This window comes from Rhizobium sp. SEMIA4064 (assembly GCF_003025035.1).
GTDB classification, from domain to species: Bacteria; Pseudomonadota; Alphaproteobacteria; order Rhizobiales; family Rhizobiaceae; genus Rhizobium; species Rhizobium paranaense.
Genome location: NZ_PYJN01000022.1, coordinates 397890 through 421514, shown reverse-complemented (window position 1 = coordinate 421514; position 23625 = coordinate 397890). Strand labels below are relative to the sequence as shown.

Below are 23625 nucleotides of genomic sequence, written 5' to 3'. Positions count from 1 at the left end.
TGGTCATCCCCTCTCTGTTTCCTGACGGTTACCATTACATTCCTATTTGTTCCAAGTTGAAACCTTACCTTACGGCAACTCTTCTTTCCCACCGTTGTCAAAACTTTGCTGGGCAAAGAAAATTTCTTGCGCCCAATAGAATGCGCTTCATGAAAACAGTAAGCTCCGCCAAAACACAAAGTACAGTGGGGCGGAAGCATGACCAAGGTGGGGGCTGGGCGCAGCAGCAGGCGGAGTGGTGCTCTCGACGTGAAGGCGGTCCTGAACCAGGATTCGCATGCCGTACGCGACGCCAAGGAGAATAATCTCGAATTGGCGATCGGCCACGAGGTTCGTGCCTTTCGCAAGAAGCTCGGCATCACCGGCGCCGATCTTGCCTCGGCAACCGGCATATCGCTCGGCATGCTCTCAAAGATCGAAAACGGCAACACGTCGCCGTCTCTCACCACATTGCAGGCCCTGGCTCGGGCGCTCGGTGTGCCTGTCACATCGCTATTCCGGCGTTTCGAAGAAAAACGCAACGCCGTCTTCGTCAGGGCCGGCGAGGGTTTGGAGATGGAGCGGCGAGGGACGCGCGCCGGTCATCAGTACAATCTGCTCGGCCATATCGCCAACGGGTCTAGCGGATTGCAGGTCGAACCCTATCTCATCACGCTAACGGCCAATTCCGATGTTTTTCCGGCGTTTCAACATGAAGGGCTGGAATTGATCTATATGCTGGAAGGAGAGGTCGAATACCGTCACGCCGACAAGCTCTATGCGATGCGGCCCGGCGACAGCCTGTTCTTCGACGCCGATGCGCCGCATGGTCCGGAGGTGCTGACAAGTCTGCCGATCCGCTTTCTGTCGATCATTTCCTACCCGGAAAAAAACGGCTCTTGAGAGGAATTTGCGAATCTTTTGAGGGAGTTCAGTTTAAGTTCATCTTCCGCGGGATATGCAGGGCTCAACCTACCAAGCCCTGCCGATTTGCGGTCGCAAGAAATCAGCCTAAGGAGAATGCCTCATGACCTTGATCGATTGTCTTTGACACGAGCGGACTGCTGCCGGAATCATCCGGTTGCGTCTCAAGTTTCACGGAAGCCTGTTTCGAATGGTGGCGCAAAATTGCCATGATCTTGACGAAGAGGCCGTGAAAATCTTCGCCTGAATACGTTTGTTCTAAGCCGCCACTTCGAATTCATCCCCTTCGCACGCCGGGAAGCGAAGCAAAGGGTCCAAATGCATGAATAGTTGTGTGAGGCAGGACAAGAGACGTTAAAGGCGACAATGCCTGTCACTCTGTTTGGACCCAGAACACGAATCCATGACATCTCAAAATCTCTCCACTGTTCCGCCGCGCGATTCTGAAGCCAAGCAGATCGATCATAACGATTCGATCCGTGCCACCTACTTCTCCAACGATCAGATCCGGGAATGCGGTGCGATCTTCGCCCGCAACGGCGCTGCGACGAAGCTGCCGGGCTTTGCGTCCTTCGATTTCTTCGACCGGCACAAGGAGAACGAAAAAGAGATCCTGCGCGTCTATCGTTCGGCCAATGCCGACGTCGACGCCGGCGAATCGATCACACCTGCGGCCGAATGGCTGCTCGACAACCACTACATCATCGAGGAAGCGATCCAGGAAGTCCGCCGCGATTTCCCGAAGAAGTACTACGATCAACTGCAGAAGATCACCATAGACGGCATGGTGATGCCGCGCACGCTGGCGCTTGCCTGGCTCTATGTCGCCCACACGCACAGCACCGTATCCAACCAGGGCCTGCTGGCGCTCGTCGAAGGCTTCCAGTCGCACGAGATGCTGAAGATCGGTGAACTCTGGGCGGTTCCGTCGCTGGTGCGCTATGTTCTCGTCGACAATCTGCGTCGCATCTCCAGCCGCGTCGAGCAGAGCCGCCTGACGCGCAAGAAGGCCAACGCCGCGGTCGATGAGCTCATTCGCCTCAATGACGACGCCAAGGTCACCGAGTTCCTGAGGACGCTCGAGCCCTATACATCAGACAATACCTTCGCCACGCAGTTCCTCTATCGCCTGCGCGATGGCTCGCATACCTCTGGCCTTGCCGTCACCTGGCTGGAAAGGCGCCTGACGGAAGCCGGCACCGATGCCGAAACCGTCATGATGGCCGAGCATAACCGCCTGTCGTCCGGCAATGTGACGATGGGCAACATCATCAAAAGCCTGCGGCTGATCGACGACACCGACTGGTCGGGCTGGGTCGAGGAGGTCAGCGCGGTCGACAAGCTGCTCTGGGACGAGACCGATTACGCAAAGCTCGATCCCGGCTCACGCAACAGCTATCGCCGCGCCATCGAGAAGCTTGCCCGCCGCTCCGACAAGACGGAAATGGAGATCGCCCAGGTCGCCATGGCCATGACCGAAGCGGCCAAGGCCTCGGGCGAGCCGCAGCCGCATGAGCCGAATATCGGCGATTTCATTGTCGGCCAGCAGATCGAGAAGTTGGAAAAGGCGATCGGCTTCCGCCCGAAGCTGTCGCAGCGCTTCGTCCGCCAGTGGCGCAAGTTCAACTGGCTGGCGATCGCCGCCCCCGTTCTTCTGCTCACCGTCATCGCTCTCTGGATCGTTGGTTATTTCATGATCCAGGCCGGCATGGGCTGGGCTGAAACCATAATCCTGCTGCTGATGTTCTCGCTGCCGGCATCGGAAGGCGCCACCGGCCTGTTCAACTTCGTGGTCACCATGTACCTCACGCCGGCGCGTCTCGTCGGCTATGAGTTCAAGGAGGGCATTCCGGAAGAGGCCCGCACGCTGGTCGTCGTGCCGACATTGATCGCCAATCGCGACAGCGTCGACGAACTGGTGCGCAACATCGAAGTTCATTATCTCGCCAATCCGCTTGGCGAAGTCTATTACGCGCTGCTGAGCGACTGGCCGGACAGCAAGGAAGAAGAGAGCGAACGCGATCTGGAAATTCTGGATTACGCCCGTCGCGAAGTCGCCAATCTCTCGGCCCGCTATGCGGAAGACGGCAAGCAGCGCTTCTATTTGCTGCATCGCCGCCGCCTCTACAATCCGGCCGAAGGCGCCTGGATGGGCTGGGAGCGCAAACGCGGCAAGCTGCACGAACTGAACCTGTTGCTGCGCGGCGACCGCGACACGACCTTCCTGCCCGGCGCCAATACCGTGCCGAAGAACGTGCAATACGTCATGACGCTCGATTCCGATACGCGCCTGGTGCGCGACACGGTCACGAAGCTCGTCGGCAAGCTGCATCATCCGACCAACCGCCCGGTCTTCGATCCTGAAACCAAGCGTGTCGTGCGTGGCTACGGCGTGCTGCAGCCGCGCGTCACCCCGTCGCTGACGACCGGCAAGGACGCTTCGGTGTTCCAGCGCGTCTTCTCCGTCAACCGCGGTCTCGACCCCTATGTCTTTGCTGTCTCCGACGTCTATCAGGACCTGGTCGAGGAAGGTACGTTCACCGGCAAGGGCCTCTATCATGTCGACGCGTTCGAAGCTTCGCTGAAGGGCAAGATCGAGGAGAACGCGGTTCTCAGCCACGACTTGCTCGAAGGCTCGATGGCGCGCTGCGCCCTAGTTACTGACTGCGAACTCGTCGAGGATTTCCCGATCCGTTACGAAGTCGAAGTCTCGCGCCAGCATCGCTGGGCTCGCGGCGACTGGCAGTTGCTTCCCTATCTCTTCAATCCGAAGCGCGGTGTCACCGGCCTCGGCCGCTGGAAGATGATGGACAATCTGCGCCGCTCGCTGACGCCGATCGCCTGGTTCTTCGCCTCCGTGCTCGGCTGGTATTTCATGGGGCCGTTCGCCGCCCTGATCTGGCAGATCCTGCTGATCTTCTGCCTGTTCGTGGCACCGACGCTGTCGCTGATCAACGGCATCATTCCGCGCACCAGCGATATCGTCGCCCGCGCCCATCTCTATACGGTCTGGTCGGATATTCGTGCCGCCAATGCGCAAGTAGCGCTACGGATCGTCTTCATCGCCGACGGCGCCTGCATCATGGCTGACGCTATCGGCCGCTCGCTCTACCGTGCCTTCGTCAGCCGCAAGCTGATGCTGCAATGGCGCACGGCGGCCAGCGCCCAGGCGGCTGCCCAGACGACGATCCTCGGCCATTACCGCGTCATGTGGCACGCACCGGTGCTGGCGCTGCTGGCATTGGCTTTCGCGTCTCTTTCCGGCGACAACGCCTTCTTTGTCGGCATTCCCTTCGCGCTGCTGTGGATTCTGTCGCCGGCGATCGCCTGGTATGTCAGCCAGACGGCGGAAACCGAAGACAAGCTCGAAGTGCCGGAAAGCGTTTCGGCCGAGCTGCGCAAGATCGCGCGGCGCACCTGGCGTTATTTCGACACCTTCGTTGTCGAGCAGCAGAACCACCTGCCGCCGGACAATGTGCAGCAGACGCCGCATGCGGTGGTTGCTTCGCGTACCTCGCCGACCAATATCGGCGTCTACCTGCTCTCGGTGATTTCGGCCCGCAATTTCGGCTGGATTTCCTTCGAAGAAACCATCGATCGCATGGAAAAGACCATGGCGACCGTCGAGAAGCTCGAGAAATTCCGCGGGCATCTCTGCAACTGGTATCATACGGATACGCTGAAGCCGATGGGCGCGCGCTACGTCTCGGCGGTCGATAGCGGTAACTTTGCCGGCCATCTGATCGCCGTGTCTTCGGCCTGCCGCATCTGGGCGGAAGCACCTTCCGCGCATATGCAGGGCAACCTCGACGGTATCGGCGATGTCGCCGGCATTCTCGGCGAAATGCTTGCCGAACTGCCGGATGACCGCAAGACCGTTCGTCCGCTGCGCCATCGCCTGGAAGAGCGCATCATCGGCTTCCGCAACGCTCTGGCGGCCGTCAAGCGCGAGCACGAGTTCGCCTCGATCCGCATCATCAACCTGTCCGTCCTGGCGCATGATATCCAGAAACTCGCCGCCAACCTCGACCACGAGGTCAAGTCGCCGCAGAGCGGCGAGGTGCTCACCTGGTCGGAATCGCTGGTGAAGGTCTGCGAAGGCCATATCGCCGACAGCGTCTTCGATCTCGCCAATGTCGATGCGCTGCGTCAGCGCCTGGCCAAGCTGCGCGACCGCATGCGCGAGACCGCCTTCGGTATGGAATTCGGTTTCCTCTACCGCCCGGAACGGCGCCTGCTTTCCATCGGCTTCCGCGTCGAAACCAACGAACTCGATGCCGCCTGCTACGACTTGCTGGCGTCCGAAGCCCGTCTTACCAGCCTCTTCGCCATCGCCAAGGGCGACCTGCCGACGGAGCATTGGTATCGTCTCGGCCGCCAGGTCGTGCCGATCGGCTCGCGTGGCGCGCTGGTTTCCTGGTCCGGCTCGATGTTCGAATATCTGATGCCGCCGCTCGTCATGCAGGAGCGTCAGGGCGGTATCCTGAACCAGACCAACAATCTGATCGTTCAGGAGCAGATGAACTATGCCAAGCGCCTCGGCGCCGGCATTCCCTGGGGCATTTCGGAAGCGGCGTTCAACGCCCGCGACCACTATATGCACTACCAGTACACCAACTTCGGTGTGCCTTCGCTCGGCCTGAAGCGCGGCCTCGGCCAGAATGCCGTCATCGCGCCTTATGCCTCTATCCTCGCCAGCCAATACCGGCCGGAAGCGGCGCTCGAAAACCTGCAGAAGCTGCGCAAGGTCGGCGCCCTCGGCACCTATGGCTTCCACGACGCCGTCGACTTCACGCCGACCCGCGTTCCGGAAGGCAAGAAGTGCGCGGTGGTCTTCAACTATTATGCCCACCATCACGGCATGTCGATTGCGGCTATTGCCAACGTCGCCTTCAATGGTCGCCTGCGCGAGCTCTTCCACGCCGATCCGGTGATCGAAGCGGCCGAACTGCTGCTGCAGGAAAAGGCGCCGCGCGACATCCCGGTCATGGCCGCCAAGCACGAGAGCGACCAGCCGGCGAATATCCAGGAAGACATGCTGCGTCCGGAAATCCGCAAGATCGCCGATCCGGCCACGCAGGACCGCGAACTCGCCTTCCTCTCCAACGGTCATTATGCCGTCATGCTCACGGCGACTGGCGCCGGTTATTCGCGCTGGAACGGCTTGTCCGTCTCGCGTTGGCGGGCCGATCCGACGGAAGACCGTTGGGGCACCTTCATCTTCCTACGCGATACCGCGTCCGGCCAGTGGTGGTCGGCCACCTCCGAGCCGCGCAGCGTCGAAGGCGAGAAGGTCAAGGTCACCTTCAGCGATGAAAAGGCGGAATACAGCAAGACGGTGGGTGATCTCACCAGCGACGTCGAGTGCATCGTCGCAACCGAACACGATGCCGAAGGCCGCCGCGTGACGCTGCTCAACATGGGCGCGGAGGATCGCTTCATCGAGGTGACCTCCTATCTCGAGCCGGCTATCGCAAGCGATGACGTCGATTCCGGCCATCCGGTCTTTGCCCGCATGTTCGTGCGCACCGAAATCGGCAGCAGCGGCGATGTGATCCGCGCTGAGCGCAACAAGCGCGACTATAACGAGCCTGACATGTCTGTCGCCCACCTGGTCGTCGACAATGCCGGCACCGAGCGTCCGACTGAATTCGAGACGGACCGCCGCAAGTTCCTCGGCCGTGGCCGGACGCTGGCGGAAGCTGCTGCTTTCGATCCGGGTGCAGTCCTCTCCGGTACGGATGGCTTCACCATGGACGCCTGCCTTTCGCTGCGCCGCGTCGTGCGCGTGCCGGCGGGCAAGAAGGTCAGCGTGATCTTCTGGACGATCGCCGCACCGCATCGTGAGGATGTCGACAAGGCGGTCGATCGCTACCGCAATCCCGATACGTTCGGCATCGAGCTCACGCAGGCCTGGACGCGCACGCAGATGCAGATGCGCCATGTCGGCGTCACCTCGCAGCAGGCCGCAGCCTTCCAGAAGCTTGCGCGCTATCTCGTCTATCCGGATATGCATCTGCGCGCCGACGGCGCCACCGTTCAGGCTGGCCTGCATTCGCAGTCGGCGCTCTGGCCGGTGACGATCTCGGGTGATTTCCCGATCTTCACGCTGCGCATCAATGACGATATCGATCTCGAAATCGCCAGGGAAGCGCTGAGCGCGGCGGAATATATGCGTTCGCGCGGCATCAATGCCGATCTGGTGATCGTCAACGAGCGCGCCGTCGATCAGGCCCAGGACATGCAGCGCGAGCTGGACAAGCTCGTCGAGCATATTCGCCACAATCAGGGCGAAGGGCTGCGTCAGAATATCTTCTCGGTCCGCAAGGATCTGATCGAGCAGGAGACTTACCAGCAGATTCTTGCTGCCTCGCGCGTGATCTTCCATGCACGCAACGGCAAGCTCGTCGATCAAATCGCCCGTGCGGCGACGCTGTTCGGTTCCGCGCAATCCGATGGGCCGGCGCCGGTCAATCGTCTTGCCGTGCCGATGGTGCCGCAGAAATCGGTTTTCGCAGCCGACGAACTGGAAGCGCAGGACGATCTGGACTTCTGGAACGGTTATGGCGGCTTTGCCGACAATGGCCGCGAATATGTCGTCCGGCTCGCCGGCGGTCAGTCGACGCCGCAGCCGTGGATCAACGTCATCTCCAACGAGCGCTTCGGCTTCCATGTGCCGGCCGAAGGCGGTGGCTTCACCTGGAGCCATAACTCACGCGACTATCAGTTGACCCCGTGGACCAACGACATGGTCATCAACCGTCCGGGCGAGGCGCTTTACGTGACCGATCTCGACAGCAACACGGTCATGACTCCCTATGCGAGCCTGTCGCGCAATCCGAATGTGCGATATGAGGCCCGTCACGGGCTTGGCTATTCGGTGTTCTCGAGCAAGCAAAACGGCATTGCGCTGGAACTGACGCAAACGGTCGACCGCGAGCGTCCGGTCAAGCTCTTCCGCCTGCGCATCCGCAATACGGGCGACGGCGCCCGCCGGCTGCGGCTCTACAATTATGCGGAATGGGTCCTCGGCACCAATCCGAACAAGACGCGGCCGTTCATCCTATCGTCGCTGGATGAGGAAACGGGTGCGCTGTTTGCCAACAATGCCTACAGCATCGACTATTCCAAGCGTGTCGCTTTCATGGCGGCGAGCGAAGGACATTCGAGCTTCTCAGCCAGCCGCCGCGAATTCATCGGCCGCCATGGCACGGTGCAGATGCCGGAAGCGGTCGTTTCCGGCGCGGTCCTCTCCAACTCCACCGATCTCGACGGCGATCCCTGCGCGGCACTCGCCTTCGACCTGACTGTCGGAGCCGGCGAGCAGAAGGATATCTGCCTCTATATGGGCGATACCGCTTCGATCGAAGAGGCGCGTGCGTTGGTTGCCGATATCCGCAAGGCCGATTTCGAGGCCGTGCTTTCGGCCAGCCGCGGCTTCTGGGACGGCTTCACCGGCCGTCTGCAGATCTCGACGCCGGACAAGGCGATGGACAACCTGATCAATGCCTGGCTTCCCTACCAGAGCCTCGGTTGCCGCATCTTGTCACGTACGGCCTTCTATCAGTCGTCGGGTGCTTTCGGCTTCCGCGACCAGTTGCAGGATACGCTGGCATTCCTGATGCACGCACCGGAGCTTGCCCGCAACCAGATCCTGAATGCGGCGCAACGCCAATTCCGCGAAGGTGATGTGCAGCATTGGTGGCTGCCGGGCAGCGGCGCCGGCGTACGCACGAGTATCTCTGACGATGTCGTCTGGCTCGCCTATGCCATCGACCAGTATTGCACCGTGACCGGCGACAAGTCGCTCCTCGATGAAGAGCTTGCCTTCGTCGAAGGTGCGGCCCTCATGCCCGGCACGCATGACGTTTTCTACCAGCCGACCGTGTCGCAGGATAAGGTCAGCGTCTACGAGCATGCGGCTTTGGCGCTCGATCTCGCGATCAAGCGCAAGGGCGGCAACGGTCTGCCGCTGATCCTCGGCGGCGACTGGAACGACGGCATGAACCGCGTCGGCATCCAGGGTCGTGGTGAAAGCGTTTGGCTCGGCTGGTTCCTGGCTGGCACGCTCAACGCTTTTCTGCCCTACGCGGAAGCCCGCGGCGACAAGGAGCGCGTCGAGCGCTGGAAGAAGCATCTGCCGGAATTGCGCAAGGCGCTGGAAACGGCGGGCTGGGATGGCGGTCATTATCGTCGCGGCTACTTCGACGATGGCAGCCCGCTCGGCTCGGACGAGAATTTCGAATGCCAGATCGATTCGATCGCGCAGTCCTGGAATATTCTCTCCGGCCAAGGCGACCGCGAGCGCGGCGAGAAGGCGCTGAACGCCGTTCTCGAAAAGCTGGTCGATGATGACAACCGCATCATCCGGCTGTTCACGCCGCCTTTCGCCAAGTCGGCGCGAGATCCGGGTTACATCAAGGCCTACCCGCCGGGTGTCCGCGAAAACGGTGGCCAGTATACCCATGCCGCTACCTGGGTGGTCATGGCACTGGCGGAAATGAATCGCGGCGACGATGCCTGGCATTGCTTCGAACTGCTGAATCCGGTGAACCATGCACGAAATCGTGATCAGGCCGATACTTACCGTGTGGAGCCTTATGTCATTGCCGCCGACGTCTATGGCGAGGGGCAATTGACCGGCCGCGGCGGCTGGACATGGTACACGGGCTCGGCCGGATGGCTTTATCGCGTAGCAATTGAGGGGATTCTCGGTATCCGTGTCAAAAACGGCCATCTCTACGTCAAGCCGGCACTGCCGTCGAAGTGGGATGGTTTTGCGGCGGACCTCGATCTGCCGAGCGGAAAATACCGTATTTCCGTCTCAAAAGCGCCCGATGCTAAGGGATACTTGGTTACCGTGAATGACAGGGCGATCGCCCATCCCGAAGAGGGCTATCCGATCGGACAGTAGGGTTTTCCCGCACTGTTTCGCTTTGACGATCGGGGCCAGCGCATAGCCCCGAAAGTCGGAATCGATTTCCGGAAAAACTATGCGCCATCAAAAACGTTGCTGCGACCTTACGCGCCCTCCGGGGCGCGGGGGCGCAGCAATGGGAACTCTTTGGCCACGATCGCATTTGATTGTCGGAACAGGAGAGATCCATGAATTCCAGGGCGAATATCGATCTAGCCTCGGCAAGTCCGGTGCGCTTGCCGATGCCAGGGGCGCAGCGGGATACCAGACTGGATGTTCTAAGGGCTTTGGCCCTGATCACGATCTTCATCAATCATGTGCCCGGTCAGTTCCTTGAGCGGCTGACCACCAAGAATTTCGGCTTCTCCGATGGGGCGGAAGCTTTCGTGCTGATCTCTGGCATCTCCGTCGGTCTTGCCTACGGCACGCGGTTCAAGCCCGGCAACCGATTGTCGATCGCCTGGAAAGCGGTCAGGCGCGCCTTCACGCTCTATACGGCGCACATGATCACCACTTTCATCACGCTGGTGCTGTTCATTTCCGGCGCTTGGATATTCCGGCATGCGGGCCTGCTCTGCGAGGTGAACATCCTCGCCGTGCTGATGGATCCCGCCCGCGGCATTGCCGCCCTGCTGCTGCTCGGACACCAGATCGGTTACAACAACATCCTGCCGATGTATGGCGCATTGTTCCTGATGCTGCCGCTGATCATGGTGCTGGAGGCGCGAAGCCCGCTGCTTCTGCTTTCGGTTTCGGCTGGCGTCTGGCTGGTCGCGGGCATCTATCAGATCGCGCCGCACACCATGCTGCTGGACGGCTTCTGGTTCCTCAATCCGCTCTCCTGGCAGTTCCTGTTCGTCATCGGCTTCGTTGCCGTCATGCATGTGAAGCGCGGTGGCCGGATATCCTATAATCCGGTCCTGTTTGCGCTATCGCTCGCCTATGTGATCCTGTCCTTCATCTGGGTCACCGACAAGCTCTGGGTGCTGGGCGATCATCTCGCGGCGTTCGGCCTGCCGACGGTCGTCACCGGTTTCGACAAGACGTTTCTGTCGCTGCCGCGCTTGCTGCATGTGCTGGCGCTTGCCTATCTCATCATCACTCTACCGACCATTTCGCGGCTGCTGCGTCGGTCCGCCGATCATCCGTTGGCAATCCTCGGGCGGCATTCCCTCAGCATCTTCGTTGCGGGCACGATTCTCGCCATGGCCGGCCAGGTGATCCTCTACGTCACCGACAAGGACCCGGCCGTCGGCGGTGCCTATGTCATCGTCGGCCTCGTCGCGCAGTTCGCCTATGCCTATTATCTCGAGCACAAACGGCTGGATGGCGCCAGCCGCCGGCCGCTTTCAACGTCTGTCGCGAGCATTCCGCTGCCGGTGCAAATCGAAAAGCGCCGATAGTCGGCTCTGCGGCCATTTGGTACCACAACGAATAATTTACTGATTTATATCGGTAATTCGATTTGCGACGCTATGTGAACGAAGTGTGACGTGATCTTTCTGCAACGCAATGGCGGCTCATTGCGCTGCAGCAAAGATTCTATTGCTCAAAATCTTGTTGTGCAAAATTGAATTACATACATCCGGTTTGTGAGGGCGCTCGGGGAGTGCCGTCACCCCGGCGCTATACGCGTCCAAACGGACGCGACGCATTCGTGGGGATTGTCAAAACGGGAATGGGGTAGGGACGTCGAATTCTCGGCGCGATCACTCATGCCCAATCGATACTGGATTGGAGTAATCTATGAATATCAGAAGTCTTCTTCTCGGTTCGGCCGCCGCCCTGGCCGCCGTATCGGGGGCGCAGGCGGCTGACGCCATCGTGGCCGCCGAACCGGAACCGCTTCAATATGTTCGCATTTGCGACGCCTATGGCGCCGGCTACTTCTTTATTCCGGGCACCGAAACCTGCCTCAAGATCGGCGGCCGCGTCCGTACCGAAGGCGAGTGGTACGATGCCTACAACGCCAACAGCAGGAACGGTACGCTCTGGCACACCCGCGCCGAGCTCTACATCGACACGGCCAGCGATACCGAATACGGCCCGCTGAAGACCAACACCGTCTACCGTTGGGACTGGCAAGAAGGCGGCAGCACCTCCACCAAGCTGCTGTGGGCCAATATCAGCCTCGCCGGCTTCACCGTCGGTAAGCTCGACTCGCAGTACAATCTCTACATGGGCTATGCCGGCAACGTCATCAACGACGACGTCGTCTATGACGGCCCGAAGGAACTCAACCAGTTCACCTACAAATATGATGCTGGCAACGGCTTCACGGCGGTGATCTCGCTGGAAGATTCCAACTCGTCCGCCGACACCTCCTCCTACGGCGGCGCATGGCGAACCGGCAAGGCCGATCACTATGCTCCCGACGTTGTCGCCGGCGCTGGCTACAAGGCAGGTGCATGGACGCTGCGGGTTATCGGCGGCTATGACAGCATTGTCGAGGAAGGCGCCATCAAGGCGCGTATCGATGCCGATTTCGGTGACTTCAAGGCCTTCCTGATGGGCGGCTGGAACACGGACGGCGACAAGCTCAACAAGTATGCCGGGTCCTACCTCAACAGCAACCGTTCTGCCTGCCCGACCAATGGTGCGGATTGCGGCTGGGGCGACTGGGCCTTCTGGACCGGCGCCAGCTATCAATTGACGCCGAAGCTGCAGGCCAATGCGCAGGTAGCCTATACCGACTCGAAGATCTTTGCCGCCACCGCCAACGTCGCTTGGCGTCCGGTCAAGGACCTGCTGATCGAGCCGGAAGTCTCCTACACAGATTGGGATGCGGCCGACAAGGACCAGTGGGCCGGCGTGCTTCGCTTCGAACGCAAGTTCTGATCTGATCCCGGGTTGACCTTGGTCATAACCAGGTTGACCCGTCACTACCGGTTTGACGTCGGCCGTAACTCCAGCTTGACGCCACTACCGATTTGACCTCCGATCAGAGAAGGAGAAAGGCCCGGTTTTCCCTGCCGGGCCTTTCTTGTTTTTGGGTATGGCCCGGGTATTTGGCAGAGCCCCTCACCCTAGCCCTCTCCCCGCTTGCGGGGAGAGGGGACCAGTTCCGTGTTTGGGGCACGCTCTGTGCCATGGACTAAATGTGCTGACTTTGCTCGGTAAGCTCCCTCTCCCGCATAAGCGGGGAGAGGGTTGGGGTGAGGGGCCAGGCACAAAGCTGCGGCGGTAACGCGCTCGCCTGACAAATGCCGTCTGGCGAAAATTCGGCAACAAAAAAGCCGGGAGAGTATCACTCTCCCGGCTTCGATCTTTAGGCCCCTGCGAAATGCTAGGCGGCTTCGTTTTCCGTTGCGTGTGCCTTGCGGACTTCGTCGTCCGTCAGGATGCCGCTGGCGCGGAGCAGGGCGGCGAAGCGGCCGTTGCTCTGGCTGAGCTCGTTGAAGCTGCCGTTTTCAATGACGCGGCCGTTGTCGAGGAAGAGCACGATATCGGCCTCGCGTACCGTCGACAGGCGGTGAGCGATGATGAAGGTCGTGCGGTTCTGGCGCAGATTGTCGATCGCCGCCTTGACCCGGTTCTCGGTCTCCACGTCGAGCGCGCTGGTCGCCTCGTCGAGCACGAGGATCGGCGCGTCCTTGAGGATGGCGCGGGCAATAGCGATACGCTGGCGCTCGCCGCCGGAGAGCTTGTTGCCGCGTTCGCCGACCCGGGTCTCGTAACCGCTCTCGCGATTCTCGATGAAGTCATTGGCGGCAGCCGCCTCGGCAGCGCGAACCATTTCCTCTTCCGTCGCGCCCTCGCGGCCGAGACGGATGTTGTCGCTGATCGAGCGGTTCAGCAGGCCGGCATCCTGGAAGACGGTGGCAATGTAGCGGCGCAGCGACTTGCGCGTCACCTTGGTGATGTCATTGCCGTCGACGAGGATCTGGCCGTCCTGCGGGTCGAAGACGCGCTGCAGCAGGTTGACCAGCGTCGTCTTGCCGGCGCCGGTCGGGCCGACGATGGCGACCGTCTGACCGGCCTTCACCGTGAAGTTGATGTTGCGCAGGCCCTGCGACGTATTGCCGAAGCCGAAGGACACGTTGCGGAACTCAACCTCGCCCTTGACGTCCTTGATTTCAGCAAGGCCGGCCGGCTCTTCGCGGTCGCGGACGGAATCTTCCAGCGTGTAGAAGTCTTCTAGCTTGGCGCGTGCTTCGAAGATCTGGTTGGCGAAGTTGCGGAGCTGTTCCAGACGGCCGATCAGCACGTTGGCGAAAGCGATGAAGGTGATGAGCGCACCGAGGCTCAGGCTGCCGTCCTGGACGAGCAGCGTACCGATCATCAGGATCGCCATCATCGCGACGGTCGAAGCCGTACGGTTCAGCGCGCCGGCCAGCGCCCACCAGTCGAGAACCGGATACTGGGCGGCGAGCAGTCGTTCGGTGAAGGACTTCAACGCCTTGGTTTCGGCTTCGATACGGTTGTAGCTATGCAGCACCGAGACGTTGCTGATCGAGTCGCTGACGTGCGAGAACACGGTATTGTAATGGCTCTCCACCGAGGTCTGGCCATCCTTCGTCCGGTTCATGACCAGACGGCCGATGATCCAGTAAAAGACGCCGAGCAGGATGAGAACGGCCGACAGGCGCAGGTCCATGGCGATGGCGGTCGGGATCATCACGATGAGAGCGACTGCCGTCGTCAGATGGTTGCGCATGAATTCGAGCCACAGACCGAAGAGGGCTTCGCAAGCGCGCAGCAGCGTGTTCAACGCACTCGCCGTGCCGCGCTGGCTATGCCAGGAGAGCGGCATGGAGATGATGCGGCTGAACGCTTCGGTCAGCAGCGAGGCGCGGCGTCCATGGGCAAGACGATCCGCCTCGCGGGAAACGACGATGAAGGCAACCGCACTGAAGACGGCGAAACCAGCCCACAGCATCATCGTCGGCGCCGCAGCCTGCTTTTTGGCAATGGCGTCGAAGATGCGGCCGAACAGAACCGGCTCGTAAATAGTCGTCATCGCCAATGCGATGTTTGCAATGACAACCATCCAGACGCGATATCGATACGCGCCAAGATACTTCAGGGCTCTTGCATAGACTTTGAACAGCGACACGTCTGGCACCCTCTGTGCATCTGCGAAATACGGAATGCTCGGATGCTACAGATTGGTTCCTGAACCGGCGATTAACGGAATCCTACACTGTTTTTTCAGGCGAATTTTTTGGCGTTTTGCCGGGTGCTGCAGGGGCGTGCAATCGGTTGTCAGGAAAATGCGACAATTTGAGAATAGTTTATATCATGGCATTGTCGGGCGGCGATGTGGTTGCTATTCAGGGTTGATCACAAAATTTTTCGCCAAAGACGTTTAATTTAATTTCGATCCGATTATGTTTGCGCGCCATCAGCCGCCTCGGAGGCTCGCGGGAAATGCGGGCGGCATCTGCTGACGAACGACCAGGCTTTTAGGCCAGGGGGTATATGTGAATATTCATTCCTTAATACAATTGCTTGTGGTCATTGAAGAATGCAAGCTTGCCAAGAATGTCGTGGCGGAACTGGAGCTGGTTCTTAGGTCCTATAAGTTCGATTTCTATGGTCTGCTGAAGCAGCCGCGGCCGAATACGGACCCCATGACGGTGATGCTGGCCGGGCGCTGGCCCGACAAATGGCCCCTCACTTATGTCTCCAAGAAATACCTGCTTGTCGACCCTACCATCCGCTATCTCGGCCGGGCGCAACGGCCTTTTCGCTGGCGCGAAGCCATGTCGGCGCTGAAGGGCGATCCGCTGCGCCGGCGCATGGAGCAGATGATGGCCGATGCCCGCGCCAACGGGCTGATCGATGGCTACATCTTCCCCATCTATGGACGCAGCGGCTTGCTCGGCAGCATGACGATCGGCGGCAACGTGGTCGACCTGTCGCCCGTCGAAATCTCCCTGTTCGAGGCGGTGGCGAAAAAAGCCTTCTGGCGGCTACTGGAGCTGCGCAATGAAGCGCATTCGCTGGAACAGCCGTCTACAATCGACGTCAAGCTGACGCGGCGCGAGACGGAGGTGTTGAATCTTCTGGCAGAAGGCATGACCTCCATGGAGATCAGCCGGATGCTCAAGATCTCCAATCACACGGTCGATTGGTATATGAACAGCATCCAGGATAAGCTGAACGCCAAAAACCGCCAGCATATCGTTGCCATCGCGTTCAGAAACGGACTTATTCCGTAATGGCAACTATTTTGATGTCGGATGTCGCAGGGGAAATTGAACTTCTTGTGACAAGAAGTTAAGAATTCCCTTCGCGGGTGCAGCATGGCCCGCTTTCGGCTTCGTGAGGGAGAGCGCATTGCCCATTTCCAAGATCCTGGTTGCCAACCGTTCCGAGATAGCGATCCGCGTGTTCCGCGCGGCCAATGAGCTCGGCATAAAAACAGTCGCCATCTGGGCCGAGGAAGACAAACTCGCGCTGCATCGTTTCAAAGCGGATGAAAGTTATCAGGTCGGCCGCGGCCCGCATCTGGCCCGCGATCTCGGGCCGATCGAAAGCTATCTGTCGATCGACGAGATCATCCGCGTCGCCAAGTTGTCCGGCGCCGATGCCATCCATCCCGGCTACGGCTTGCTGTCGGAAAGCCCGGAATTCGTCGATGCCTGCGATGCCGCCGGCATCATCTTCATCGGCCCGCGCGCCGATACGATGCGCCAGCTCGGCAACAAGGTGGCAGCCCGCAATCTGGCGATTTCGGTCGGCGTTCCCGTCGTGCCGGCCACCGAGCCGCTGCCGGATGACATGGCGGAGGTTGCCAAGATGGCCGAGGCGATCGGCTATCCGGTCATGCTCAAGGCCTCCTGGGGCGGCGGCGGCCGCGGCATGCGCGTCATCCGCTCCAAGGCCGATCTCGCCAAGGAAGTGACCGAAGCCAAGCGCGAGGCGATGGCCGCTTTCGGCAAGGATGAGGTCTATCTGGAAAAGCTGGTCGAGCGCGCCCGCCATGTCGAAAGCCAGGTGCTGGGCGACACGCACGGCAATGTCGTGCATCTGTTCGAGCGTGACTGTTCGGTTCAGCGCCGCAATCAGAAGGTCGTCGAGCGTGCACCGGCACCCTATCTCACAGAAGCGCAGCGCCAGGAACTCGCCGCCTATTCGCTGAAGATCGCTGAAGCCACGAACTATGTCGGCGCCGGCACCGTCGAATATCTGATGGATGCCGATACCGGCAAATTCTACTTCATCGAAGTCAATCCGCGCATCCAGGTCGAGCATACGGTGACCGAAGTCGTCACCGGCATCGATATCGTCAAGGCGCAGATCCATATCCTCGACGGCTTCGCCATCGGCACGCCGGAATCGGGCGTTCCGAAGCAGGCGGACATCCGCCTCAACGGCCATGCCCTGCAGTGCCGCGTGACGACGGAAGATCCGGAGCATAATTTTATTCCGGATTACGGCCGCATCACCGCCTATCGTTCGGCCTCCGGCTTCGGCATCCGCCTCGACGGCGGCACCTCCTATTCCGGCGCCATCATCACCCGCTATTACGATCCGCTGCTCGTCAAGGTGACGGCATGGGCGCCGAGCCCGTCGGAAGCGATTGCCCGCATGGACCGCGCGCTGCGCGAATTCCGCATCCGCGGCGTCGCCACGAACCTGACCTTCCTCGAAGCGATCATCACCCATCCGAAGTTCAAGGATAACAGCTATACGACGCGCTTCATCGACACGACGCCGGAGCTGTTCCAGCAGGTCAAGCGTCAGGACCGCGCCACCAAGCTTTTGACCTATCTCGCCGACGTCACCGTCAACGGCCATCCGGAAGCCCGCGGCCGGCCGGCGCCGTCGCCGAAGGCGGCCGAGCCGGTATTGCCCTATATCGACGGTAAGGTTCCCGACGGCAGCAAGCAGCGTCTGGATCAGCTCGGCCCGCAGAAATTCGCCGAGTGGATGCGCGGCGAAAAGCGTGTACTGATGACCGACACGACGATGCGCGACGGCCATCAGTCGCTGCTTGCCACCCGCATGCGCACCTTCGACATCGCCCGGGTCGCCGGCACCTATGCGCGCGCTCTGCCGCAGTTGCTGTCGCTGGAATGCTGGGGCGGCGCCACCTTCGACGTCTCCATGCGCTTCCTGACCGAAGATCCGTGGGAGCGCCTGTCGCTGATCCGCGAGGGTGCGCCGAACCTGCTCTTGCAGATGCTGCTGCGCGGCGCCAACGGCGTCGGCTACACCAACTATCCCGACAATGTCGTCAAATATTTTGTCCGCCAGGCGGCCAAGGGCGGCATCGACCTCTTCCGCGTCTTCGACTGCCTGAACTGGGTCGAAAACATGCGCGTGTCGATGGATGCCATTGCCGAGGAGAACAAGCTTTGTGAAGCAGCGATTTGCTACACCGGCGATATCCTCAATTCCGCCCGCCCGAAATACGACCTGAAATATTATACCGATCTCGCCGTCGAGCTGGAAAAGGCGGGCGCCCATATCATCGCGCTGAAGGACATGGCCGGCCTCTTGAAGCCGGCTGCGGCCAAGGTGCTGTTCAAGGCGCTGCGTGAGGCGACCGGCTTGCCGATCCACTTCCACACGCACGACACCTCGGGCATTGCAGCCGCAACCGTACTGGCAGCGGTCGATGCCGGCGTCGATGCGGTCGATGCGGCGATGGATGCGCTCTCCGGCAACACCTCGCAGCCCTGCCTCGGCTCGATCGTCGAAGCGCTCAAGGGCACCGAGCGCGATCCGGGCCTCGATCCCGAATGGATCCGTCGCATCTCCTTCTATTGGGAGGCGGTGCGCCATCAATATGCGGCCTTCGAAAGCGACCTCAAGGGACCGGCCTCGGAAGTTTATCTGCACGAAATGCCGGGCGGCCAGTTCACCAATCTCAAGGAGCAGGCGCGTTCGCTCGGTCTCGAGACCCGCTGGCATCGGGTGGCGCAGGCCTATGCTGATGCCAACCAGATGTTCGGCGACATCGTCAAGGTGACGCCGTCCTCGAAGGTGGTCGGCGACATGGCGCTGATGATGGTGTCCCAGGACCTGACGGTTGCCGATGTCGAAAATCCCGCCAAGGACATCGCCTTCCCGGATTCGGTTGTTTCCATGCTGAAGGGCGATCTCGGCCAGCCGCCGTCCGGATGGCCGGCAGCGCTGCAGAAGAAGGCGCTGAAGGGGGAGAAGCCCTATACGGTCCGCCCCGGCTCGCTGCTTGCCGAAGCCGATCTCGATGCCGAACGCAAGGTCATCGAGACCAAGCTGGAACGCAAGGTCGACGACTTCGAATTCGCCTCCTACCTGATGTATCCGAAGGTCTTCACCGACTATGCGCTGGCCGCCGATACCTATGGTCCGGTGTCGGTCCTGTCGACGCCTGCCTATTTCTACGGTCTGAAGGAAGGCGACGAGCTGTTTGCCGAGATCGAGAAGGGCAAGACGCTCGTCATTGTCAACCAGGCAATGACGGCCACCGATGACAAGGGTATGGTCACCGTGTTCTTCGAACTCAACGGCCAGCCGCGCCGCATCAAGGTGCCGGACCGTGCCCATGGTGCGTCGGGCAGTGCCATCCGCCGCAAGGCCGAAGTCGGCAATGCCGCCCATGTCGGCGCACCGATGCCGGGCGTCATCTCGACGGTTTTCGTCACACCCGGCCAGGAGATCAAGGCCGGCGACGTGTTGGTCTCCATCGAGGCGATGAAGATGGAAACGGCCCTGCATGCGGAGAAAGACGGCACCATCGCCGAAGTCCTCGTCCGCGCCGGCGACCAGATCGACGCCAAGGACCTGCTGGTGGTTTACGGGGCTTGAACGTCCATAGCGAAACAAGGAAGGGGCAGCTCTTTGAGCCTGCCCCTTCTCTGAATGCGGAATTGAAGACGAAATCCCATCGATGACAATCAGTTCTCATCGCTTCGGGCAATATGACGTCATCCTTTTGCGTGACGGCGTCTTCGAAGCGCCAGCGGATGTGTTGATCCATACAGATGGCAGCGTTGCACGGCAGCGCGCCATCGACGCGTGGGGAAAACCGACGCTTCAGGTGGATGTAAACTGTTTCGCCCTGCGGGGCGCCGACGGTATCATTCTCGTGGATACCGGCACCGGGACATCGTGGGGACCTCAATATGGTCACGCGCGATCTGCGCTGCATGAGGTTGGAATCACATCGGACCAGATCCAGCGTATATTGATCACCCATATCCATGGCGACCATGCTCTCGGCTTGCTCGATGGAGATACCCCGTATTTCCCTCATGCCGATGTGTTCGTGCCGGAGAGCGACTTCGCCTTTTTTACCGATCCGGCGGCTCGGCAGGCGACGCCGGAGGCGCGGCGGGGTGGCTTCAAGGCGGCCGAACAGCTCCAGCGCGTATATGGATCGCGGGTGCGGCCGATTCCGGAAGGTCCGGTGTTCCCCAGCATAGAGGCGCGTCTTCTACCGGGCCACACTCCCGGTCACACCGGATATCTGGTTCGTGGCGAGGACAACGCTCTCTTGATCTGGGGCGACACCTTGCACCTACAAGATCTTCAACCCGGTGATCCAAAGATCGGGCTGGTCTTCGATGTCGACCCCGAGATGGCGGCGCAAACTCGCCAAGCAACACTGGAAAATGCTGCCCGCGAAGGATGGATCATCGCCGGTGGCCACATCAGCGGTTTCGGTCGCGTACAGCGGGTCTCCGAGGGCTACCAAATCTTGCCGGTGTGACATACTTGGCCCTTTTCCTGCCCCCTCACCCCACGCGTTCCACGCGACCCATACCGGGGTCGAGCCACGGGTCTCAACCCACCCTTCGGATCCCCGATGGGGCGAGGGTTTTTCCCTCAGATATCGTAGCTGTGCCCCGCATTCAGCGTCGAGATGAACTGCTTCGTGCGCTCCTGTGTGGGGGCGCCGAAGAGGGTGCGGGAGGGGCCGGTTTCGACGATGTTGCCGGCCTCGAGGAAGACGACGCTGGTGGCGATCTTCGAGGCGAGGCGCAGGTCGTGCGTTGCCATCACCATGGTCGTGCCTTCGTTGGCGAGCCGGCCGAGAACGTCGACGACTTCGGCGGCGAGTTCGGGGTCCAGCGCCGAAGTCGGTTCGTCGCAGAGGAGAACGCGGGGCGAGGGGGCAAGCGCACGGGCGATCGCCACGCGCTGCTGCTGCCCGCCCGATAGCGTCGAGGGCCAGGCATCCATCTTGTGCGCCATGCCGACCTTGGTCAAAAGCTCGACGGCGCGGTCGCGCGCCCTTTCGGCCGGCCAGCGCAACACGGTCACCAGACCTTCCATGACGTTTTCGATCGCCGTCTGATGCGGAAAGAGCTGGAAATTCTGGAAGACCATGCCGGTCTGGCGGCGAATTTTCTGGATATCCTGCCAGCCGATCTTCTTGCCCGGCTGAAAGGTGGTCGTTTCCTCGCCGATGCGGATCATGCCGGCCGTTGGGATTTCCAGAAGGTTGATGCAGCGCAGCAGCGTGCTCTTGCCACCGCCTGAAGGGCCGACCAGCGCCGTCACGGTGCCTTCCGGAATGAGCAGGCTGATGTCTCTCAGGATGACATTATCGCCGAAGCGTTTTTCGATGTGCGACAGCTCGATCATGTCTGCGCCTCCAGCGTGCCGCCATAGCGGGCGAAACGGCGTTCGAGAGAGACCTGTAGCATTGACAGGACAGAACTCATGGCAAGATAGATCAGGGCCGCTTCGATATAGAGGATCAGCGGCTCATAGGTCGTTGCCACGATACGCTGTGCTGCCATAAACAGCTCCGGCACGGTGATCGCCGCGGCAAGCGACGTATCCTTGACGAGCGAGATGAAGGTGTTCGACAGCGGCGGCACGGCGACGCGCGCAGCCTGCGGCAGGATGGTGCGGCTCATCGCCTGGCGCCAGCTCATGCCGATGGAATAGGCGGCTTCCCATTGTCCCTTCGGAACGGAGGAGATCACGGCGCGGATGATCTCCGACGTATAGGCGCCGACACTCAGCGTGAAGCCGATCACAGCGGCCGGAAAGGCGTCGAGCAGGATGCCGATGTTCGGCAGGCCGTAGAAGATGACGTAGAGCTGCACCAGCAGCGGCGTGCCGCGGATCACCCAGACGTAGAAGCGTGCAACGGCGACGAGCGGGCGCGGGCCGAAAAGCCGCGTGACGGCGGTGAGCAGGCCGAGCAGCAAGCCGAGAACGAAAGTGATCAGGGTGAGCGGGATGGTGAAGACGAGCCCCGCCCAAAGCAGCGTGCCCAGAGACTCCCACCACAATTGCAACCAGTGCTGCACGAAAAAGCGGCCTTTCAATAAGAGAATGCGTCCGGAAACGGGTCCGGACGCATCTTTTTCACAATTTGGCGTCTATGCCTATTACTTCGAAACGTCCTGGCCGAAGTATTTCTGCGAAATCTTGGCATAGGTGCCGTCGGCCTTGATGTCGGCCAGCGCCTTGTTGATGGCAGCCTGCAGCTCCGGTTCGCCCTTGCGGATGATGGCGGCGGAATAATCGGCATTGGCCTGCTGGGCGACGATCTTCACCGGCGCATCGGGCTTATGCTTCTTGAAATCGAAGAAGGACAGGCTGTCATTGATGGTGGCATCGGCGCGGCCGGTCAGCACGAGCTGGATCGATTGGTCGAAGCCATCCGTGCCGACGAGTTCAGCACCGGACTGCGTGGCGAGCTTGCCGAAATTGCTGGTCAGCGACTGCGCGGCCTTCTTGCCCTTGAGATCGGCGAAGTCCTTGATGTCGCTATTGCTTTCCTTGACGATCAGCACGGCCTTGGAAGCAATATAGGGATCGGAGAAATCATATTTCTGCTTGCGGGCATCGGTAATGCCGACTTCGTTGATGACGGTGTCGTAACGGTTGGCGTCGAGGCCGGCGATCAGGCCGTCCCACTTGCCTTCCAGAAACTGTGCCTTGACGCCGAGCTTGCCGGCGACCGCTTCGGCGATCTCGACATCGAAGCCGACGAGTTTGCCGCTTTCGTCATGATAGGTGAAGGGAGCATAGGTGCCTTCCGTGCCGACCTTCAGGACGCCGGCGGACTGGATCGCCTTCAGGTTATCGCCGGCATGGGCGGGCAGCAGGAACGCAGCCTGAACGAGGGCGGCAGCGGCGACAGTCTTCAACCAGTTCATTGTTTTCTTCCGTTTCTTGATCGGTTCAATCGATGATGAATACATTGCAGAAAATCTAGGGCAGTGAAGCGTAGAAAACTGCAAAAGAAATCGGCAATTGCGAATATTTTTCTCAAAGAAGCCGAAGGCACAAATCGAGTTCGTCTCTGATGGGGATTCCGTTGTCGGCGATCCTTGGAATACTTGGCTTCAGCAACCGCGCTTTGTCGACCGCCCCAGGTCGAACCCGCCGAAGTTCAAAACCTCGGCGTTGGTAAAAGCGGAGAGCATCGAGATTGTCGTTCGTGGTCATGACCCAGAGTGCGGATAGGCCTTGCCGACGCAACTGATCGGCCAGAGCGTCGATCAAGGCCGTTCCCACGCCCTGACCGGGGCGAACAGCATCCAGCGACATCAGTTCCGCCTCATTGCCTTGCATCCGGTAGGTTGCCAATCCCTGGTCAGGATCAACGACGAGAGCCGGCAGATCCAGTAGATCAAAAGTCTCGTCATGAGCGACGACCTTCGTGTCGCCCCATCGTTCCGTGAGGAGCTTGACGATCCAATCCTTGTCTTGGGGTCCAGGTTCGCGCGTCATCATAAGTCCATTCATAACATTGGTTCCACGCCGGATGGAATGAAGCGTCCCGCCGGTGCGAAATGGCCACAAAAGTCGGCCCTATAGGCGCTGCCGCCGGCCTGGAAATTAAGTGCCATATGGCCCTTTCCGCGCTATAATGTCCGGCTGCGATTTAGACGGAAAGGTGA

12 protein-coding genes are annotated in these 23625 nt (G+C 60.4%); 7 read left to right on the top strand and 5 right to left on the bottom strand.

Going from position 1 to position 23625, the window contains the following annotated elements; all coding sequences use genetic code 11:
- Positions 1 to 198: 198 nt before the first annotated feature.
- The 4 genes from C9E91_RS19170 to C9E91_RS19155 all read left to right on the top strand — a co-directional run bounded on the left by C9E91_RS19170 (position 199) and on the right by C9E91_RS19155 (position 12658).
- Entirely contained in the window at positions 199 to 882 is a 684-nt protein-coding gene (locus C9E91_RS19170) for a helix-turn-helix domain-containing protein (protein ID WP_210318822.1), read from the top strand.
- Between the two features lie 424 nt (positions 883 to 1306).
- The gene (locus C9E91_RS19165) at positions 1307 to 9817 is read left to right on the top strand and encodes a glycoside hydrolase family 94 protein (RefSeq protein WP_107109843.1); all 8511 of its coding nucleotides are present in this window, start codon (positions 1307 to 1309) and stop codon (positions 9815 to 9817) included.
- 191 nt (positions 9818 to 10008) lie between these two features.
- Complete coding sequence (locus tag C9E91_RS19160; protein ID WP_107109842.1) at positions 10009 to 11223, top strand: OpgC family protein; 1215 nt, start codon at positions 10009 to 10011, stop codon at positions 11221 to 11223.
- 343 nt (positions 11224 to 11566) lie between these two features.
- Positions 11567 to 12658, top strand: a complete 1092-nt coding sequence (locus tag C9E91_RS19155; RefSeq protein WP_107109841.1) for a porin — start codon at positions 11567 to 11569, stop codon at positions 12656 to 12658.
- Positions 12659 to 13106: 448 nt separating this feature from the next.
- Here C9E91_RS19155 and C9E91_RS19150 read toward each other — a convergent pair whose 3' ends face one another.
- Positions 13107 to 14876, bottom strand: coding sequence for a glucan ABC transporter ATP-binding protein/ permease (locus C9E91_RS19150; protein WP_107109840.1), 1770 nt, complete (start codon positions 14874 to 14876; stop codon positions 13107 to 13109).
- A gap of 367 nt (positions 14877 to 15243) precedes the next feature.
- Here C9E91_RS19150 and C9E91_RS19145 point away from each other — a divergent pair, with 367 nt between their 5' ends.
- From C9E91_RS19145 to aidB, 3 genes are all read left to right on the top strand, one after another.
- Positions 15244 to 15984 (top strand): helix-turn-helix transcriptional regulator, encoded by a 741-nt coding sequence (locus tag C9E91_RS19145; RefSeq protein ID WP_107109839.1) that lies wholly within the window; start codon positions 15244 to 15246, stop codon positions 15982 to 15984.
- A 118-nt stretch (positions 15985 to 16102) separates the two neighbouring features.
- A complete protein-coding gene (gene pyc, locus C9E91_RS19140; protein WP_107109838.1) occupies positions 16103 to 19564 on the top strand; it encodes a pyruvate carboxylase in 3462 nt (1153 codons plus the stop codon).
- Between the two features lie 82 nt (positions 19565 to 19646).
- Positions 19647 to 20468 carry an AidB family quorum-quenching N-acyl homoserine lactonase gene (aidB, locus tag C9E91_RS19135; RefSeq protein ID WP_107109837.1) on the top strand — a complete coding sequence of 274 codons (822 nt, stop codon included), beginning with the start codon at positions 19647 to 19649 and terminating at the stop codon, positions 20466 to 20468.
- 116 nt (positions 20469 to 20584) lie between these two features.
- Here the strand turns inward: aidB and C9E91_RS19130 are convergent, their stop codons facing one another.
- From C9E91_RS19130 to C9E91_RS19115, 4 genes are all read right to left on the bottom strand, one after another.
- Positions 20585 to 21346, bottom strand: coding sequence for an amino acid ABC transporter ATP-binding protein (locus C9E91_RS19130; RefSeq protein WP_107109836.1), 762 nt, complete (start codon positions 21344 to 21346; stop codon positions 20585 to 20587).
- Positions 21343 to 22023: an amino acid ABC transporter permease gene (locus tag C9E91_RS19125; RefSeq protein ID WP_107109955.1), complete on the bottom strand. Its 681-nt coding sequence runs from the start codon at positions 22021 to 22023 to the stop codon at positions 21343 to 21345. Before C9E91_RS19125 ends, C9E91_RS19130 begins: the two co-directional genes overlap by 4 nt.
- Before the next feature lie 81 nt (positions 22024 to 22104).
- Complete coding sequence (locus tag C9E91_RS19120) at positions 22105 to 22878, bottom strand: amino acid ABC transporter substrate-binding protein (protein ID WP_107109835.1); 774 nt, start codon at positions 22876 to 22878, stop codon at positions 22105 to 22107.
- Between the two features lie 112 nt (positions 22879 to 22990).
- Entirely contained in the window at positions 22991 to 23455 is a 465-nt protein-coding gene (locus tag C9E91_RS19115; protein ID WP_210203689.1) for a GNAT family N-acetyltransferase, read from the bottom strand.
- Positions 23456 to 23625 lie beyond the last annotated feature (170 nt).

Bases quoted from the DNA above. Each gene is read 5' to 3' on its own strand.
- C9E91_RS19120 (WP_107109835.1), bottom strand. From the start codon at position 22,878: ATGAACTGGTTGAAGACTGTCGCCGCTGCCGCCCTCGTTCAGGCTGCG.
- C9E91_RS19115 (WP_210203689.1), bottom strand. From the start codon at position 23,455: ATGACGCGCGAACCTGGACCCCAAGACAAGGATTGGATCGTCAAGCTC.
- C9E91_RS19160 (WP_107109842.1), top strand. From the start codon at position 10,009: ATGAATTCCAGGGCGAATATCGATCTAGCCTCGGCAAGTCCGGTGCGC.
- C9E91_RS19155 (WP_107109841.1), top strand. From the start codon at position 11,567: ATGAATATCAGAAGTCTTCTTCTCGGTTCGGCCGCCGCCCTGGCCGCC.
- aidB (WP_107109837.1), top strand. From the start codon at position 19,647: ATGACAATCAGTTCTCATCGCTTCGGGCAATATGACGTCATCCTTTTG.
- C9E91_RS19165 (WP_107109843.1), top strand. From the start codon at position 1,307: ATGACATCTCAAAATCTCTCCACTGTTCCGCCGCGCGATTCTGAAGCC.
- C9E91_RS19130 (WP_107109836.1), bottom strand. From the start codon at position 21,346: ATGATCGAGCTGTCGCACATCGAAAAACGCTTCGGCGATAATGTCATC.
- C9E91_RS19170 (WP_210318822.1), top strand. From the start codon at position 199: ATGACCAAGGTGGGGGCTGGGCGCAGCAGCAGGCGGAGTGGTGCTCTC.